We start from the raw sequence: 17,153 nt of genomic DNA on the forward strand, positions 1-17,153 counted from the left end.
CCTAGTGCTCAGAAGAGGACCAGGCCACGGAGCTTTTTTGTGGGAATAACAGATTGCCCCGCTCCTTATTGCAGCCGGTACAGCCGCAGGGGCAGCGTATCGGCGCGGGCGGCTTGGCATGCGGCCAGGGTTTCAGCGTAGCTCAACCCCGTGTACTCGGAATGCTCCAGAAACAGCAGCGGCCGGTGCAGCGCCGGCTCGGGCCAGGCCGCTACGGGCCGCTGCGCCGCCAGCGAATCGAACCGGGCCACCCCGGCCACGTGCCGGTAGCCATCGAGCAGTACGTACTGCACGCCTTGCCGGCGCAGGGCCGATAGCTGCCGCTCGTCGGTGACCACGGTTAGGGATTGATGATTGTTCAGGTACGGGGTCAGGTTCACACCCACGGTGCTGGCGATGCGCGTGGCGTCGTGCTGCCGCAGCCACGCCGCCACCTGCGGGTAGTGTGTGGGCAGCGGCGCATACAGCTCCCGCTGAATGCGGAACAGATTCTGGCCCACCGCGGCCAGCAGCACCCCGGCCAGCGCCCAGCCGGGCAGCACGCGCCGGCCGCTCAGTATGGCCAGCGCCGCCAACGGCAGGTAGGCAAACAGCAGCCCCCGGGGCGCTTTTACGACTAATGACATGCCGGCCAACAGCAGCGCGGCCCAAACCAGCAGGTAGGGCATCATCGTCCACTGCCGGGTGGCCGCCCACCCGCCGGCCCGCCACTGGCGCAGCACCAGCCACGCCGCCAGCCCCAACCCCAGCAGCAGCAGCGGCGACTCGAAGCTGCCCAAGTAGCGCAAGTAGTAGGTGCTATCGAGGCTCATGGTGGCTTGCCGGCCCGCCAGGTTTGCGGTTTTGGGGATGGCCACGCGCACGTAGAAGGCCAGCCAGCGGTACCACGGCAGGCCCACCAGCCACCCCAGCGCGCCGAATAGCACGTAAGGCGTGGCCAGGATGCCCAGCACCCGCCCCCACGTGCGCGGCTGCTGCCACAGGCCATCGGCCTGCCACCACTCCAGCACCACCAGGATGGGGATGGTAAACAAAAACTTATAGTCCACGCTCAGGGCCAGCGCCAGCCATAGCGCTACGCGAGCCAATGCGGCAGGGCTAGGTCGCTGTAATCGAGCCAAATGGCTGCGCACTAGTCCGGCAAACAGCACGAGGTTGAGCGAGCTCATGGTAAAATCGCGGCCCGAGAACGTGAGCAGCAACGACGTACCGCCCAGTAATGCCAGGCCCGCCGTCTCGGGGCCGTTTAGGTGAGCTTTGCGGCCTACCCAATCCATGAAAAAGCCCAGCCCGGCCACGCCCAGCAGCGCATTGATGGTTTGCAGCACCACAAACCGGTGCGCAAATAATGCCACCGGCAGGTAAAAAACACTAAACCCCGGGCTGCCGTGGTGGAAGAGTTGGGAGAAATCCCCGTGCGCCATCTGCTGGATTATCTGCCAGTCGCGCACTGAGTCGGAATCGGGCGCACCGGCCTCAGCCAGCCGCCACAGCCGGCTAATGGTTACAAGCGCCAGCGCCGCCAGCAACCACCAGCGGCGGCTAGCGGAGAAGCGGGCGTTATTTGCAGAGTCAGGTGAAAGCATGAGCGGTGGCGCGAGCGGGCGCGAAGGTCGGTACGCCCGCCGCAACATTCGGCGCAACGCCTGGCTTTACCCATTCTCAGTTAGAAAAAAAATATGCGTCTCGTTATTCAGCGTGTCAGCCAAGCCTCGGTCACCGTCGACGGGCAGGTTACGGGCCAGATTGGTGCCGGCCTGCTGGCACTGGCCGGCTTTGCTCCTACCGATAATTCCACCTCTCTCACCTGGATGTGCCGTAAGCTGGTGCAGCTCCGCATTTTCGGCGATGAAAACGGCCAGATGAACCGTAGCGTGCAGGACACCGGCGGGCAAGTTTTGGTGGTGAGCCAATTCACCCTGCTGGCCGATGCCCGCAAGGGCAACCGGCCCAGCTACATCGGAGCCGCTCCGCCCGCCGTGGCCGAGCCGCTCTATGAGCAGTTTGTGGCCATGGTAGCCGCCGAGTTGGGCCAGCCCGTGCCCACTGGCGTCTTCGGGGCCGATATGAAAGTCAGCCTGCTCAACGACGGCCCTGTGACCATCGTGCTCGATTCGCCGGCCTAAATTCCGCCTTTTAATTTTTCATTATGACCCTCGAAGAAGCCCAGAAAACCGTCGATACCTGGATTACGACCACGGGAGTGCGCTATTTCAACGAGCTCACCAACATGGCCATCCTTACCGAAGAAGTGGGCGAAGTGGCCCGCCTCATCTCCCGCCAGTATGGCGAGCAGTCGTTCAAGGAATCAGACAAAGGCCGTGAGCTCGGCGATGAGTTGGCCGACGTGCTGTTCGTCATCATCTGCCTCGCCAACCAAACCGGCGTCAACCTCACCGAGGCGATGACCCGCAACCTGGCCAAAAAAAACCAGCGCGACAGCCAGCGCCATCAGGATAACGAGAAGCTGAAGTAGCCCAAACTGTCATTCCGAACGCTGTGAAGCATGACAAGCAATTAAGCTGGCACCAGCCTATCATTTTCCCACACCGGCAATACGTCGGCGTAAGAATCAATTCGCAGGCAAAATTCAAAATCCTTGCTGGCTTCCAACGAGTTGAGCCGCCGGACGTGGGCCGATTGCAGCAAATACGCCGACAAATCACCCTTGCCCTGTTCCCATAGGTTTAGCGCCGCCAGCGCGGCATCGGAGCTGCGCACGTCGAAATCGGCGCTCAGTCGCTCGGCCAGCGCGCCGCCGAATACGGTGTCTTCGAGGCAGAACTGACCTTTCCAACCGGCACACACCACCAGCACATCGCGCTGCTGGCGGCGGGCAAAATCGGCCACGGCCGCCAGGTTCAGGAAGCTGCCGACTACTACCGCATCGGCCGCCAGCGAGCGGCGCAGCGCCGCCGTGCCATTGGTGGTGCTGATGGTGAGGGCGCGGCCCCGCACCGGCCGGGCGGCATCAAGAAAGCCAAAAGGCGAGTTGCCCAAGTCGAAGCCGGGGGCGGCTATGCCGTCACGCTCGGCGGCCGTCAGGCAGTCGTGCTGCTGGCCGTAAGCGCTGCATTCGTCCAGCGAAGCCACCGGAAAAACGTGTGTCACGCCCTCCCCCAGCGCCGTGACGATGGTGCTGGAAGCCCGCAGAATATCCACGATAACGGCCACCTTGCCGCGCAAATCATAAAGGGGAAGCAGCTCGGGAGAGAAGCAGATATCTAGTTTGGGCACTTTTTCAGTTAAGGGTTAGAAATCAGGAGCTAAGAGTTGACAGTTGGAGACCTCAGAGTCCTTTGTCAACTCTTAACTCCTGACTTGCAACTCCTAACGCTATTCTTCGGTGCCTTTCGTGAGCGGCAGCTTGCTCACCGTGGCGGGCATGTTTTTGCCGCGAATCTGGACGAAAATCTGGGTTCCGGGGGCGGCAAATTCGGTTTTCACGTAGCCCAGGCCGATGCCTTTGCTGAGCGAGGGCGACTGCGTGCCGCTGGTCACGTCGCCGATTTTTTGGCCGTCGGCATTTACCAGCTCGTAGTGGCCGCGCGGGATGCCGGGGCCATCCATCACGAAGCCGACCAGCTTTTTGGTCACGCCGGCTTCTTTCTGCTTTTTCAGGTTTTCGGAGTTGGTGAACTCCTTGGTGAATTTGGTAATCCAGCCCAGCCCGGCTTCGAGGGGCGACGTCGTGTCGTCAATATCATTGCCGTAGAGGCAGTAGCCCATTTCGAGGCGGAGCGTATCGCGTGCGCCCAAGCCGATGGGCTTGATGCCGTAGGGCTGACCGGCGAGCATGATTTTATCCCACACCATGGCGGCGCTTTCGTTCGGGATGTAAAGCTCGAAGCCGCCCGCGCCGGTGTAGCCGGTGGCCGAAATGATGACATCGGGCGCGCCGGCAAAAGTGCCCTGCACGAAGGAGTAGTAGGGAATGCTGCTCAGGTCCACGTCGGTAAGCGACTGCAAAGCGGCCTGCGCCTTCGGCCCCTGCACCGCAAACAGGCTGGTGCGGTCCGAAATATCCTCCATTTCCACGCCCTGCGTGTTGTGGTGCTGAATCCAGTTCCAATCTTTTTCAATGTTGGAGGCGTTGACTACCAGCAAGTAGTCTTCATCGGCCAGCTTGTACACCAGCAGGTCGTCCACGATGCCGCCGTCATGGTTGGGCAGGCACGAATACTGCGCTTTACCGTCGGTGAGCTTGCTGGCGTCGTTGCTGGTCACACGCTGGATAAGGTCGAGGGCCTGGGCGCCGCGCAGACGAAACTCGCCCATGTGCGACACGTCGAACATGCCTACGGCGCGGCGCACGGTGTGGTGCTCATCGAGGTCGGAGGAGTAGCGCACGGGCATGTCGTAGCCGGCGAAAGGCACCATTTTGGCACCCAGCTCGCGGTGCTTGCTGTCGAGGGTAACGGTTTTCAGGGAAACGGTCATAGAAGAGTGACTGAGTAGCGGAGTGGCTGCGTGAGTGGGAATGCGTTTGGAGCTGCAAAGGTGGGGCAAAAAAGAAAAGCCGCTTCTATGCGAAGCGGCTTTTCCTGTAGCGTGGACGCTGCGGGTCCGCGCATGGCGTTTCGTTCAGGCGCGGACTCGCAGCGTCCCTACCGGGTACGACCACGCTACAATTACACGGCCACCATCCAGTTGTGCACGTCGGCGCCTTCGCCGGTGCGGATGGCATCCAGGGCCGCCCCTACGCGCTTCGAGAAGGCATTGGGGCCAACTTCGGGCAGCTCATAGTCGTGGCCTTCGTAGCCGATAACGGCGATTGGCGCAATGGTCGCCGCCGTGCCGGCGCCGAAAGCTTCTTCCAGCTTGCCGGCAACCAGGGCTTCCATGATTTCGCGGCTGCTCACTTTGCGCTCCTCCACGGGCAGGCCCATGTCGTGGGCCAGGGCCAGCACGCTGCGGCGCGTCACGCCGTCGAGGATACTGGTGCTGAGGGCGGGCGTCACCACGCGGCCATCAATCACGAAAATGGCGTTCATCGTGCCCGATTCTTCAACGTAGCGGTGTTCCGAGGCGTCAGTCCAGATAAGTTGGTTGTAGCCCTCCTGCTGGGCCAGCTTGGTGGGGTACATGGCCGCGCCGTAATTGCCGGCGTTCTTGGCGTAGCCCGCGCCGCCCTCAGCCGAGCGCACGTACTTCTGCTCGAAGCGCACGCGCAGGGGCTTGTTGTAGTACAGGCCCACGGGACAGGTGAAAATCACGAAACGGTACGCCTCCGAGGGCCGCACACCGATGAAGCCATCGGTGGCAAACATAAACGGGCGGATGTATAGCGAGCTGCCAGCGCCGGTGGGCACCCAGCCCGCATCGAGCTTGATGAGCTCGCGCAGACCCTGCATAAACAGCTCTTCCGGGATGGTCGGCATGCACATGCGCTCGGCCGAGGCGTTGAGGCGCGCCCAGTTGTCGAGGGGGCGGAACAGGGCCACGCCGCCATCGGTCTGGTGGTAGGCCTTCATGCCCTCAAAAATGGCCTGGCCGTAGTGCAGGGCCGAGTTGGCCGGGCTCACCGAGAGGTCGCCGTAGGGCAAAATCTGGGCGTCCTGCCACTCGCCGTCGCGGTAATCCACCACAAACATGTGGTCAGCGAAAACTTTGCCGAATTCGAGGTGCTCGAAGTCCTGCGTGGCCAGCCGCGAGGCCGTGGTTGGCTGCGTGTGAATCGGAAGAGTGTCTATCATAAAAAGGCAGTTACGGGGTATGCGTGGGTGGGATTTTCCGAGTACGGAATTGGAGAGGGTGTGGGTAATTAAGAAATCAAAGGTCGTCAGGTGGCCTGAATCAATCGGCTCAACGACTTTCTCGAAGGCTAGAGCGGTACCGCTGGGCTTCGTTCTGCATGACGTTTAAAGGGGTTGTTTCAGTTCACAGCCGGGCCTGCCAGGTCACTTCTTCTACGCCCAGCTCGTGGGCCATGGCCCGGCTCAGCACAAACAGGAAATCGGACAGGCGGTTCAGATATACCACCACCAATTCGGCCACAAAAGCATCTTCGGCGAGGTGAATGACGAGGCGCTCGGCGCGGCGGCACACGCAACGGGCTACGTGCGCGTGGCTTACGGCCGGGTGCCCGCCCGGCAGAATAAAGGCGCGCAGCTCGGGCAAATCAAGGTTGAGGCGGTCCATTTCGTCTTCCAGCAGCGTCACATCGGCGGCGTGCAGGTCGGGCAGCTTCATTTTCGATTTCTCGGGGTCGGCCGCCAGGGCCGAGCCGATGGTGAACAGCCGGTCCTGAATTTCCTTCAGCAGCGGCCGGCGGCCGGCGTTCACCTCTTGGTCGCGCACCAGCCCAACGTGGGAGTTCAACTCGTCCACCGTGCCGTAGCACTCAATGCGCAGGCTGCTCTTGGGCACGCGTGTGCCGCCGATGAGGGAGGTGAGGCCTTTGTCGCCGGTTTTGGTGTAGATTTTCATGGGGCTTGAAAACGGTTTATTACGGTAATACCGACCGTTTTTAGTGGCCGACGACGGCGTGCTTCATCACGTCGTGGTTGATTTCATCCGTCTCCACCAAGCCATCGCGCAAGCGCACGATACGATGGGCGTAGCGGGCGATGTCCTCTTCATGCGTCACCATAATGATGGTATTGCCTTTGGAATACAGTGCCTCAAACAGGTCCATGATTTCGTGGCTGGTTTTCGAATCGAGAGCGCCAGTGGGTTCGTCAGCCAGCAGCACGCTGGGGTTGTTGACGAGGGCACGGGCAATGGCTACGCGCTGGCGCTGGCCGCCGCTCAACTCGTTGGGGCGGTGCGAGGCGCGGTCGGCTAGGCCCACCGAGCGCAGGCTTTCCATGGCGCGCTCGGTGCGGGCGCGCTTGCTCAGGCCGGCGTAGATGAGCGGCAGGGCCACGTTATCCAAAGCGCTGGCGCGGGGCAGCAGGTTGAAGCTCTGGAAAACGAAGCCGATTTCTTTATTGCGCACTTCTGCCAGCTGGTTGTCGCTCATGCGGCTCACGTCCTGCCCGTTAAGGATGTACTGGCCCTTGCTGGGCGTATCGAGGCAGCCCACAATGTTCATGAGCGTCGACTTGCCCGAGCCCGACGGTCCCATAAACGCCACGTATTCGCCACGCGGAATTTTGATGCTCACCGAGCGCAGCGCGTGGATTTCCTCGGTGCCCATCACGTAAGTTTTGGCGATGCCCGTGGTTTCAATAACGTTCGGATTCATGGAGCAGAGGGCTTATTGCAGAGGTGAGGGAGCGGGCGCTTGGGAGAAGGACGCCCCGGCCGCCGCGCGGGCTGCCTGATGGGCGGCATACTCCGTTGCTAAAGTAGCATAAGTATCGGGCGGTAGCAGCCGGCGTAGTTGGGCCAGGGCATCGGCGGCGTATTCGGTGAGGCCGGCATCGGCGGCGGCCAACACGTATGCGCTCAACAGCGGCAGCGACTGCGGGTTTTCATCGAGGCCGGCGCGTAGCGCAGCGTAGGCGGCCGTATAGTCGTGCCGGCGCGTGTAAAAGTTAGCGGCTGCGAGAACGGCCGGGGCATTGAACGGAGCTTCGCGCACAATGCGCTGGTAGCTTTTGGCTGCTCCGGCGGCGTTGCGCTGCTGTTCGGCCCGCCGGGCTTCGGCCAGCCAAGCAATGCCCACGCGAGCGGCGGTATCGGCGGGCAGCACCGGGCGGCCAACCGCCAGCAACTGCTGCGCTTGCCTCCCCTGCCGCTGCTGAGCCGAATCGGGCGAAACCAGCAGCCGTGCCGTAGCCGCTCGCACCGAGTCGGCATTACCGCTCAGGGCCAGCGCATATATCCGCATTTCGGCGGCCTGGGGAGCTCCGTGCGACGCGGCAAAGGCCAGCTGGTCGGCGGCAGTAGCATACTGCCCCTGCTGGAGCTGCCATAGTGCCAGCAGTTGCTGGAAATAGGCCGAGGTGGCCGTGGTGCCCGTTGCCAGCGGCAACAGTAGCTGGCGCGCCACCAGTTCCTGCCCCAGCGCGTGCCGCGCCAGCGCCTGCAGAAACACGAGTTGCTCGTAGTAGCTGGCGTTAGCCGGTTGCGTAGCCAAGCGGTTCAATTGAGCAAGCAGGGCGGGCGTAAGCTGGGCTTTGCGTCGGGCCACGTCCCACAGCACAACGTGGTAGAGCTGGGCAAAGCTGGCGTCGTCCAGCACCTGCACATCAGCGGCCGGAGCCGCGGGAGCAGGCTCCATTGGAGCGGTCCGAAGCTGGAGCAGCGTGTAGTTGCTCATCAGGGCTGGCTCCGTGGTCTTCAAATTCAGCTGGGCACTGCGCTTCCGGGCTTCGGCCAGCAGGTTCTGGCTCAATAAAAAGGCCAGCTGGTTGGTGCGACTGGCATAGCTGCCGGGGGCCAGCTGCTCGGCTTTGTCGAGGTAGAAGGCGACCGAGTCCGTTATCGTGGTGCGGGTGAAGAGCTGGGCCAAATCGCCGGCCAGCGCTGCATTGCGCGGGTGGGCTTTCAGGCCGCTGCGCAGAATATCGAGGCCTTCGAACAGGTCGTCTGGTTCGTTATAGAGCGTGGCCAGGCGCAGCGAAACCTTCTCATCGGGCCCGCGCAGCAGGGCGCGGCGCAAGGAGTTGATTTCGTTCTGGCGCTGCTGCCGAAAGCGGAAAATTGCCGCCCGGCCAAATTCGGCGTGCCGGTTGGCGCGGTACAGCACGTCGCCGCTTTCGGCGTAGTAGCGCTCAGCCAGGCCGGCGAGGCTGAGGTCGTCGGGCGCGGCTTCGCTTTGCTGGCGCGTGAGGTCGCCGAGATAGTTGTACTGCCCGGCCATCACCTGGTCGGGCAGCGGAAAATTCTGGCGCGACTGCACTGCAACCAGCCCGCCAATCCCCAGAATATAAACTGCGTAAAATGGCAGCCGGCGCGGCTCAAATACCACCCTGTACACCCGCAGCCGCTGCCGGATGAGCGGCGCAAAATTCAGGACGACATATAGCAGAAACGGCGCTCCCAGCAGCAACAGCGCCAGCCCCGTAAAGCTGCGGGCCGCCACCAGCAGAGGCGTATTGGCTGTGGCAAACGCATAACCCAGCGCCCCGGCTGCGCCCAGCACTATCAGCGGATACAACTGCGCCATGCCCGGGGCATACGGCACCCAGGCCGCGTAGCTGGGCGCGCGAAGGCGCAGCCCCAGCCAGCTGGTTACCACGGCCGGCAGCAGCAGCACCAGCGGGTCGAGGTTCAGGCCCGGCAGCAGTTGCAGCGCGCCGTCATTCCAAACGTATAGGAACAGCGCGCCCAAGTAGAGCAGGCTGGCCGCCACAAACGGCAGCAGCCCGAACCGACCCGCTGGCTGCTCGGCCTGGGTATTGAACCATAGCAAAGCCCGGATATTTTCGATGCCGACCCACAGCACCAGCAGCACCACCAGCACCGCGCCGGCCGGCGTGGCATAAGCCCCCAGCTGCAACACGGTATCCACGAGGGGCAGCTGGCTTTGGGCAAGCAGCAACACGCTCAGTCCGGCCACCACGGCCCCCATCACCACGGCCCGCCGCCAGAGCGGCCAATTCTCCGCGAAAGCGTGCAGGGCGAAGCCGATGCCGCCCACCAGCCCCAGCATCAGGTACAGGAAATACCGCTCGCTGGTATTGAAGATGCCCAGCGACTCGGTGTTCAGCGACAGCAGCAGGAAAATAATGGGCACCATGCCCGCCACAAAAGCCGTGCGCGCCAGCGTGCTCACCACCGCCACCCAGCCGGCCAGCACCACCGCCAGCAGCACCAGAAATACGCCCGCCGCTACCGGCTGTGTAAACGGCCCCGTCACGTCGTGCGTCAGGGTCACGATGAAGCTGCTGGCTTGCACCGGCAGGTGCACCGGTCCAGCCGCCACGCTGTCCAGCGTCAGCGGCATGGCTTGCAGGTGCGCCACTTCCCGCACGGGCAGGGTGCTGTTTTCGCCCGTGAAATAATAAAAGATGGTCAGGCCTACGGCCAGCGCGGCCAGCCAGACCAGCCAGCCGGGCCGCGTCACGGCGCGAGGGCTTACAGATTGCGGCGTCACCAGCTTATTCCAGCACTTTGGGCACCCGGAAGTAGTCCGAATCCTTGCGGGGCGCGTTGCGCAGGCCGTCCTGGTGGCTCACGGTGTTGCGGGCTTCGTCGTCGCGCAGCACGTTAATTTCCTGCGAAAGGTGCACCAGCGGCTCCACGCCCGTCGTGTCGAGCCCTTCGAGCTGGGCCACGAAATCCAGGATATTATTCAGGTCGCCGAGCATCTGCTGCTCGCGGGTTTCGTCAAATTCAAGGCGGGCCAGGTGGGCCAGGCCGCGCAAAGTGCCAAGGTCGGTGCTCATTGTATAGTTAGGAGTTTTGAGTTAAGCATTAGGAGTTGATGCGACGCTGCTCCTTAGGCGGGGCAACGGCCACCGGGGGGCGCCAGGTGCTGGGGCCGGGCTTTACAGCGCCTTCGGGCAGAAAATCAGCAGCCAGTTGGGCATACACCCGCGCTTTCAGCTCGGGTATATCGGCCAGGGTGAGGCCGGCGGTAGGAATGGGCGGGTGAAAAACGATTTTGAGGCGGTGGTAGCGCACGCGCAGGCCCTTTTCCACGTCGGGCATAAACATGTGGTTCAGCGGCATGCCCACCGGCACAATGGGCACCCCGGCCTCGATGGCCATCTGAAAGGCCCCATCCAGAAACGGCAGTAGCTCCTTGCCAGGCGTGGGCGAAATGCGGCCTTCCGCAAAAATGGCAATGCTCTTGCCCTCGGCCAGGTTGCGTCGCGCGGCCACCATGGCCCGGCCCCGGCTCACGGCACTGGCTCGGTCTACCGTGATGTAGACGCGACCGAAAATAGGGCCCCACACTGGCACTTTCGCCAGCGAAGCCTTGCCCATCATATTCAGGAACCCCGGGATGTACTTGAACAGCATCATGATGTCGATGTACGAGCCGTGATTGGCCACGTACACGCTGGGCTGTGGGTTGGGGACTTTGCTCTCGCGCACTACTTCTACCGGCACACCCCACATCGTGATGGAGAGCCACGACCAGAACCGGTTTATGGCGTGCACCACCTCTCCCCCATTGGGTCGCCGGCTGAAATACCATTGTAGCGGGTATGTGAGCACAAACGGCACGATGAACCAGAACGTAGCCCACGTAGTGTAAAGGCGATGGCCGAGGTAACGAAGCTTATGGCGCATGGCAGCAAAGTTAGGCTAGCCAGCCGTTGTGCGTTGCGCAAAGCTGTTGGGCCAGGAGCGACAGCCCTTGGGCAGTGGCAAAATCTCCCACCAACCCGCCACTAAGCGCGGGCAGCCAGCACTTTTTCCGCCTTCAGCAGGCCCGCTACGCTGATACCGTCCGTAATCCGGTCATCCATCACCATCTGGATGGCTTCGGCCAGCGGCAGTTTCCACAGGCGCAGGTCTTCGGTTTCTTCGGGCTCCAGCTCGCCCTGCGTCAGGTCTTCGGCCAAGTACACGAAGCCCTCTTCGTCGGTCACCGAATTAGAAGTGTGCAGACGGGCAATGCGCGTCCAGCGGGCCGCCGTGAGGCCGGTTTCTTCCTTGAGCTCGCGCTGGGCTGATTCCAGAATATCCAGTTCTACTAAGCCGCCGCCCATCGGAATCTCCCAGCTGTACTCGTTCAGCGGGTAGCGGTACTGGCCCACCAGCCAAGTGTTGCCCTCGGCATCGACGGGCACAATGCCCAGCGCTTTGTTCTTCATCGTCACCACGCCGTAGATGCCCCGACCTCCGCCGGGATTCTGCACCTGGTCTTCGCGCACCGAAATCCACGGGTTATGGTACTTGATTTCGCTACTGAGCGTGTGCCAAGGATTATGAGTTTCGTCCAAATCAGGGCGGCTTTCGGATTGCATGGCTATCTGTGGTTATTTATGGAGTAGAAAACGCAAAATTACGCTGGCAATGGCCTTCATGAAGTTTCCGTTCGCAGATGGTTACCCGCCATCCACCGTGAAAAAGATGCCGTTGGCCGCTTAAATATCCAGATTAATCCAATACTACTTGCGTTCCCCCCTTTTCGTTTCGTAGCTTTGACCCATAAGTACCCCCGCACGGGCTGGAAATGTGGAAAGGAAGGACCTCTCGTGCGGCGGCGCTCTGGCTGAAAAGGTGGGGTAGACACCTCCAAAGCCAGACCCGCCACTTTAAGGTCGTCACCCTCGGGTGGCGACCTTTTTTTGTGCCCTGGCTGGGCCCTATCATGCTTGTAGTAGAGAATCGGGTCCCTGTCGGGCTTAACCCTGGCGGGTGGGCCGCCGTACCATGTTAATCCGACTGCATACATCCCGGCCGGCACTTTCCCTATGGCTAAGCCCAATTCCAAGCAAAACCCCACCCCGGAAGAACACGACCCACTTTTCAACCTGAAGCACGCACAGGCCGAAGCCGACCTGGCTCAGAAAACCCAGGGCCTCGGCCCCGTTACTAACGAATATGTATCAACCGACGAGGAGACGGAAATCGATGAAGGTCCCCGCGACAGCCAAGGCCAGCGCCGGGGCGAACCCACGTCCACGGGCCTGGGCAGCACGGCCGGCAGCCACTAATTAGCCGCCACTGCCAAAAAGGGAGTGAGGGAAGAAAGTAACTTTGCACTGGTTATTTTCCTCCCTCACTCCCTTTTTCGTTGCTAACAGCTACCTACACCGGCCACGCCCTCGAAGCGGGCCTTGACGAAGCTGGGCGTGGCTGCCTGGCGGGCCCGGTTTTCGCGGCCGCCGTCATCCTGCCGCCCGACTTTGCCCCGCGCTTTCTCAACGACTCCAAGCAACTCAGCGCCAAACGGCGCGACGCCCTGCGCCCCGTCATCTGTGCCGAAGCCATAGCGTGGGCAGTAGGACAGGCATCAGTAGAGGAAATTGCCAGCATCAACATTGCGCAGGCCAGCTACCTGGCCATGCACCGGGCCGTAGCGAAGCTCAACGTTGAGCCGGTGCATCTTTTGATTGATGGCAACCGGTTCAAGCCAATGGCCGGCTTCCCGCACACCTGCGTTATCGGCGGCGATGGTTTGTACCGAAACATTGCGGCCGCTTCCATTCTGGCCAAAACATTTCGGGACGAGCACATGGCGGCCCTAGCCGATGAATTCCCGGAATATGGCTGGCAACAGAATGCGGGCTACCCCACGGCAAGTCATCGGGCAGCTATTCAGGCGCACGGGCCAAGCCCGCACCACCGCATGGGGTTTCGGCTGCTGTAAGCTAGGTTAGTCCTTTAACTTAAGCAGGTCCAGAAAAAGACTGAATCCGTCCACACTGGTTCCCCCTTCGCCGAAGGTATCAAAGCTAAGTGGCTTAATGATGTAGCCGCTCACGGCCAGTTCCTGCGCTTTCAGGCGGTCCGATTCGAGGTCGGAAGTCGTCATGATGAAGACGTTCAGGCTCACGAATTCGGGGTCGGACCGCAGCACTTCCAGCAGTTCCAGGCCATTCATACGCGGCATGTTGATGTCGAGCATCACCAGGCTGGGTTTGGCTATTTTGGGTTCATTGCCCTCACCACGGAGCATGCGGAGGGCATCACGGCCATTGCGGGCGTGGATGAGGGGCACGTTGATGTTTTGGCGGCGCAGCTCGCGCTGCACGTTCATCACGTCCATCTGGTCGTCTTCCACGAGCAGGATGCTGGGCGTGGGATGGTCGGCGGACATAGGCTAGGCAATTGGCAACAGCGGGAAAATGCCCGCGAATAGCAGGGCGAAACTGCTATAAATTTGACGTTGATACGGTGGAAAGGGCCGGCGTGGCCACCGCAGCGGCCACATTTTTGGTTTTGGGCGGATGCTTGGGCCAGGTAAAAATAAACTTAGCGCCCTGACCTTCGGCCGATTTGACGCTGATGCGCCCCCCCTGCCGCTCCACAATTTTTTTCACGATGGCCAGCCCTACGCCGGTACTTTCAAAAGTGTCGCGCTCCGTCAGGGTCTGAAAGATGACAAAAATACGGTCGTGGTATTCCGGGTCGATACCCGGTCCGTCATCGGCCACCGAAAACGAGTAGAATTCGCCAGCGTCGTCGCAGCCGATGTGCACGGTGCCGGTCGCGGGGTGGTCGTGGTACTTCACGGCGTTGCTGATGAGGTTGGTAAATACCTGCTGGAGCTGCACGGCATTGGTGGTGAGCGTGGGCAGGAAGAAGGGCAGCTCGACCTTGAAGCCGGTGGGCAGGTGCAGACTGTCGATGATTTCGCGCAGCAGGGTACGTACGAAGACGGTTTCGTTGGCCTGCGCTACCCGGCCTACGCGCGCCAGGTCCAGAATGCCGCTGATGAGCTTTTCCATGCGGTGCACCCGTTGGCGCATCATGTCCAGAAACTCGCGGATGTGCGGCGGCAGCGCGTCCTTACCCATGTCCTCCTCAATCCAGCGGGAAGCGCTTTCGATGCCGCGCAGCGGGGCTTTCAAGTCGTGCGACACCACGTAGGCAAACTGGTCAAGCTCCTGGTTGCGGCTTTCGAGCTGGTTGATGTTAGCCCCCACGGTGCGGGCCATCACGTTCAGGGCCGACGTTAGCTCGCTCACTTCGTCTTGCTCATTATCCACAATCTGGGTGTCGTAGTCGCCATCGGCCATGCGCCGGGCCAGGTTCAGCATCCCGCGCAGCCGCCGGGCAAACGTCCGTACGATGTAGAGCGCCCACAGCAGGCCCAGCACCAGCGCCATAATGGCCAGCCCGACTGATAGCCATTCGGCCCGGGTGATGCTGTCGTTCAGGCGGCGGCGCATGGCCTTGCGGGAGGCCGCTTCCCTCAACTCAAAATTATTTAGCCGAAACCGGATGTTGTCCATGAGCTGCTTGCCCGTGAGGGTTTCGGCCAGGCGGTGGTGCGGCATGTCGTCCAGGCTGCGCTGCAAGGGATTGCGGCGGCGGGCTTCGCGTTTTTCGGCAATCAGCAAATGGCTGTAGCCCAGCCACTGCTGAAAAAGCCGCTGGGTCTGGTCAATTAACTGGACCTGTTCGGGGCTTTCTTCAACCAACGTGCGCAGCTGCGAAAACCGACCAATCAAGTCGCGCTCCCCCGCATAGTAGGTGTCCAGCGTCAACTCATTGCCAATAAGAATGTAGCCCCGAAACCCGGTTTCCATGTCCACGATATTGCGCAGCATGCTCACGGCTTCGTTCGAAACGTGCTGGGATGCTTCCACTTGACGGGAGTTGCGCAACACCTGGCCTGCCAGCTTGTACGAGAACAGGACAATCACCGCAAACAGCGCCAGCAACAGCACAAATCCGGCAAACAACTTCGTAGTAAGGGTTATTTTCATGCACTGGTGCGCGGGCGCAACGCTTTCGGGTCAGGCCTTGGTACGAAGCTTGGTCTCCATGGTTTGGAGCAGGCTCATCATTTCATCGGCAATGGCTTGCAGGGGCACGTAGCCCGCTCCTGCCTCCTGTACGTGGCCGGCGAGGTAGAGGTCCATTAGCCGGCTAGCTTCCCTGTGAATCAGCACATGCTGTTGGTCAAACTGTCGGGCTTCGGGTAGGTGCGCATACGCCCCGGCCCCGCGCATGCGGTTTGCTATCCACTGGCCCAAGCCACATTGCTCGGGGTCCCGCAGGGGGCCTTCGTCGCCACTATTACCAAAAAGAAAAGAGCGCAGCTTGCTCTTAAAGTGTACATGCTTGATGCGAGCGGAATCAAAATCCTGTTTCAGGTCTTCCGTGGTCATGGGAAAATCTATACCGGTAGCGAGAGTAAGGTGCAAACCACCTGTCGCGAAACCGGGAGTTGCCCCGTGAGATGGGGAAATAGGCCGAAAAACTCGACTTGACCTCTAAATACGCCATAAGGCCACGACGGGTTGCCGCCTTGGAATTCGGTACTTTCGCGGTTCAATCATTCTCCTGGGTGAGCCTTTGGCGCTGCCACCGGCCACCTTTCACCATTTCCCCCACCATGACCCAAGACCAGATTAAGGACTTGAAGGGCCGCGCCGAGGCCCTGAGGAGGTATCTTTGACTACGATGCCCGCAAAGAACAATTAGCCGCTTACGAGGCTAAAACCACGGCCCCCGGCTTCTGGGACGACTCTAAAGCCGCCGAAGCCACGCTTCGCGAAATCAAGCCGATTAAAACCTGGACCGACGATTTCGAAGCCGTACAACAGATGCTGGCCGATACCGAAGTCCTCTATGACTTTTATAAGGAAGGTGACGTGTCGGAAGCCGAAATGCAGGCCGACTACGACGCGACCCTAAAAAAAGTGGAAGCGCTGGAGTTCAAGCGCATGCTCTCGGACGAGGAAGACCAACTTTCGGCCATCATCGACATCAACCCCGGGGCGGGTGGCACCGAAAGCCAGGACTGGGCCGAAATGCTCATGCGCATGTACATCATGTGGGCCGAAAGCCACGGCTTTGGGGTGAAGCAAATCAGCTACCAGCCCGGCGAAGGCGCTGGCATCAAGTCTGCCTCGCTCGAAATTGACGGGGACTTCGCCTACGGCTACCTGAAGAGCGAAATCGGCGTGCATCGCCTCGTGCGCATGTCGCCGTTCGACAGCAGCGGGCGGCGGCACACGTCGTTTGCGTCGGTATTTGCCTATCCGGTGATTGATGACACCATCAACATCGAAATCAACCCCGCCGACATTTCCTGGGACACGTTCCGGGCCGGCGGCGCGGGTGGCCAGAACGTGAACAAGGTGGAAACGGCCGTGCGCCTCACCCACGCGCCGTCCGGCATCATCATCGCCGTCCAGATTGAGCGCAGCCAGCTCATGAACAAGGAGCACGCCCTGCGCATGCTCAAATCGCGTCTCTATCAGATTGAGATGGACAAGCGCCACGCCGAGCGCGACAAGGTGGAAGCCTCCAAGAAGCGCATCGACTTCGGCTCTCAGATTCGCAACTACGTGCTCCACCCCTACAAGCTCATCAAGGACCTGCGCACCGGCATCGAACGCACCGACGTGCAGAATGTACTGGACGGGGATTTGGATGAGTTTATCAAGGGCTTCCTGATGCAGAGTTGAGCAATGCTCCTAGATTAGCATGCCTGCTTTATGGACATTCGGCAATGCTATTGTGAACGGTAGATTTCGTAGCTTTATGCACTAGGTGAAATGCAAAAGCACCAACAATAAATCACTCATAATCAGCGCAAAAAAAAGACAATACAAAATAGATATAATAGTACGTTTATGTGCATTCAATCCGGCCCATACTGCCGGCTTTAACACTTTTTTATG

General features: G+C 60.9%; 18 protein-coding genes. 5 read left to right on the forward strand and 13 right to left on the reverse strand.

The annotated features are described in order from the left end of the window. Positions 1 to 65: 65 nt before the first annotated feature. Positions 66 to 1,586, reverse strand: coding sequence for a hypothetical protein (locus tag ACYU7Q_RS08075; RefSeq protein ID WP_460608933.1), 1,521 nt, complete (start codon positions 1,584 to 1,586; stop codon positions 66 to 68). A gap of 93 nt (positions 1,587 to 1,679) precedes the next feature. On the opposite strand from ACYU7Q_RS08075, the gene dtd reads away from it, so the two are divergent. Together dtd and ACYU7Q_RS08085 are read left to right on the forward strand one after the other, a co-directional pair. Beyond that, positions 1,680 to 2,126, forward strand: a complete 447-nt coding sequence (dtd, locus tag ACYU7Q_RS08080; RefSeq protein ID WP_460608934.1) for a D-aminoacyl-tRNA deacylase — start codon at positions 1,680 to 1,682, stop codon at positions 2,124 to 2,126. A gap of 23 nt (positions 2,127 to 2,149) precedes the next feature. After that, a complete protein-coding gene (locus ACYU7Q_RS08085; RefSeq protein WP_460608935.1) occupies positions 2,150 to 2,476 on the forward strand; it encodes a nucleotide pyrophosphohydrolase in 327 nt (108 codons plus the stop codon). A gap of 41 nt (positions 2,477 to 2,517) precedes the next feature. Here ACYU7Q_RS08085 and ACYU7Q_RS08090 read toward each other — a convergent pair whose 3' ends face one another. The 9 genes from ACYU7Q_RS08090 to ACYU7Q_RS08130 form a co-directional block, all read right to left on the reverse strand. Then, positions 2,518 to 3,237 carry a 2-phosphosulfolactate phosphatase gene (locus ACYU7Q_RS08090; protein ID WP_460608936.1) on the reverse strand — a complete coding sequence of 240 codons (720 nt, stop codon included), beginning with the start codon at positions 3,235 to 3,237 and terminating at the stop codon, positions 2,518 to 2,520. A 99-nt stretch (positions 3,238 to 3,336) separates the two neighbouring features. Beyond that, entirely contained in the window at positions 3,337 to 4,440 is a 1,104-nt protein-coding gene (gene gcvT / locus ACYU7Q_RS08095) for a glycine cleavage system aminomethyltransferase GcvT (protein WP_460608937.1), read from the reverse strand. A 191-nt stretch (positions 4,441 to 4,631) separates the two neighbouring features. Beyond that, on the reverse strand, positions 4,632 to 5,696 hold the full coding sequence (locus ACYU7Q_RS08100) for a branched-chain amino acid transaminase (protein WP_460608938.1): 1,065 nt from the start codon (positions 5,694 to 5,696) through the stop codon (positions 4,632 to 4,634). 184 nt (positions 5,697 to 5,880) lie between these two features. Then, positions 5,881 to 6,429 (reverse strand): ATP:cob(I)alamin adenosyltransferase, encoded by a 549-nt coding sequence (locus tag ACYU7Q_RS08105; RefSeq protein ID WP_460608939.1) that lies wholly within the window; start codon positions 6,427 to 6,429, stop codon positions 5,881 to 5,883. 40 nt (positions 6,430 to 6,469) lie between these two features. Continuing rightward, a complete protein-coding gene (locus ACYU7Q_RS08110; RefSeq protein ID WP_460608940.1) occupies positions 6,470 to 7,189 on the reverse strand; it encodes an ABC transporter ATP-binding protein in 720 nt (239 codons plus the stop codon). 12 nt (positions 7,190 to 7,201) lie between these two features. Further along, the gene (locus ACYU7Q_RS08115; RefSeq protein WP_460608941.1) at positions 7,202 to 9,958 is read right to left on the reverse strand and encodes a tetratricopeptide repeat protein; all 2,757 of its coding nucleotides are present in this window, start codon (positions 9,956 to 9,958) and stop codon (positions 7,202 to 7,204) included. Positions 9,959 to 9,992: 34 nt separating this feature from the next. Then, the gene (gene gatC / locus ACYU7Q_RS08120; RefSeq protein WP_168671800.1) at positions 9,993 to 10,280 is read right to left on the reverse strand and encodes an Asp-tRNA(Asn)/Glu-tRNA(Gln) amidotransferase subunit GatC; all 288 of its coding nucleotides are present in this window, start codon (positions 10,278 to 10,280) and stop codon (positions 9,993 to 9,995) included. Between the two features lie 28 nt (positions 10,281 to 10,308). Continuing rightward, positions 10,309 to 11,133, reverse strand: a complete 825-nt coding sequence (locus ACYU7Q_RS08125; RefSeq protein ID WP_460608942.1) for a lysophospholipid acyltransferase family protein — start codon at positions 11,131 to 11,133, stop codon at positions 10,309 to 10,311. 101 nt (positions 11,134 to 11,234) lie between these two features. Further along, on the reverse strand, positions 11,235 to 11,813 hold the full coding sequence (locus ACYU7Q_RS08130) for an NUDIX hydrolase (RefSeq protein WP_460608943.1): 579 nt from the start codon (positions 11,811 to 11,813) through the stop codon (positions 11,235 to 11,237). A 450-nt stretch (positions 11,814 to 12,263) separates the two neighbouring features. Between ACYU7Q_RS08130 and ACYU7Q_RS08135 the strand changes: the two genes are divergently transcribed. Together ACYU7Q_RS08135 and ACYU7Q_RS08140 are read left to right on the forward strand one after the other, a co-directional pair. Beyond that, positions 12,264 to 12,506 (forward strand): hypothetical protein, encoded by a 243-nt coding sequence (locus ACYU7Q_RS08135; RefSeq protein WP_460608944.1) that lies wholly within the window; start codon positions 12,264 to 12,266, stop codon positions 12,504 to 12,506. A gap of 80 nt (positions 12,507 to 12,586) precedes the next feature. Next, complete coding sequence (locus ACYU7Q_RS08140) at positions 12,587 to 13,162, forward strand: ribonuclease HII (RefSeq protein WP_460608945.1); 576 nt, start codon at positions 12,587 to 12,589, stop codon at positions 13,160 to 13,162. Positions 13,163 to 13,168: 6 nt separating this feature from the next. Here ACYU7Q_RS08140 and ACYU7Q_RS08145 read toward each other — a convergent pair whose 3' ends face one another. From ACYU7Q_RS08145 to ACYU7Q_RS08155, 3 genes are read right to left on the reverse strand one after another with little or no spacing between them, the layout of a single operon-like run. Beyond that, a complete protein-coding gene (locus ACYU7Q_RS08145; RefSeq protein ID WP_460608946.1) occupies positions 13,169 to 13,612 on the reverse strand; it encodes a response regulator in 444 nt (147 codons plus the stop codon). A 55-nt stretch (positions 13,613 to 13,667) separates the two neighbouring features. Further along, on the reverse strand, positions 13,668 to 15,227 hold the full coding sequence (locus tag ACYU7Q_RS08150) for a sensor histidine kinase (protein WP_460608947.1): 1,560 nt from the start codon (positions 15,225 to 15,227) through the stop codon (positions 13,668 to 13,670). 30 nt (positions 15,228 to 15,257) lie between these two features. Further along, on the reverse strand, positions 15,258 to 15,632 hold the full coding sequence (locus ACYU7Q_RS08155) for a CZB domain-containing protein (RefSeq protein WP_460608948.1): 375 nt from the start codon (positions 15,630 to 15,632) through the stop codon (positions 15,258 to 15,260). Positions 15,633 to 15,859: 227 nt separating this feature from the next. Between ACYU7Q_RS08155 and prfB the strand changes: the two genes are divergently transcribed. After that, positions 15,860 to 16,937, forward strand: a protein-coding gene (prfB, locus tag ACYU7Q_RS08160) for a peptide chain release factor 2 (protein WP_460608949.1) whose coding sequence is annotated in 2 segments (ribosomal slippage) — positions 15,860 to 15,919 and positions 15,921 to 16,937 — 1,077 coding nt in all. Because the reading frame shifts where the segments join, the coding sequence is not laid out codon by codon here. The last annotated feature ends 216 nt before the right edge of the window (positions 16,938 to 17,153 follow it).

The organism is Hymenobacter terrigena (genome assembly GCF_054776515.1).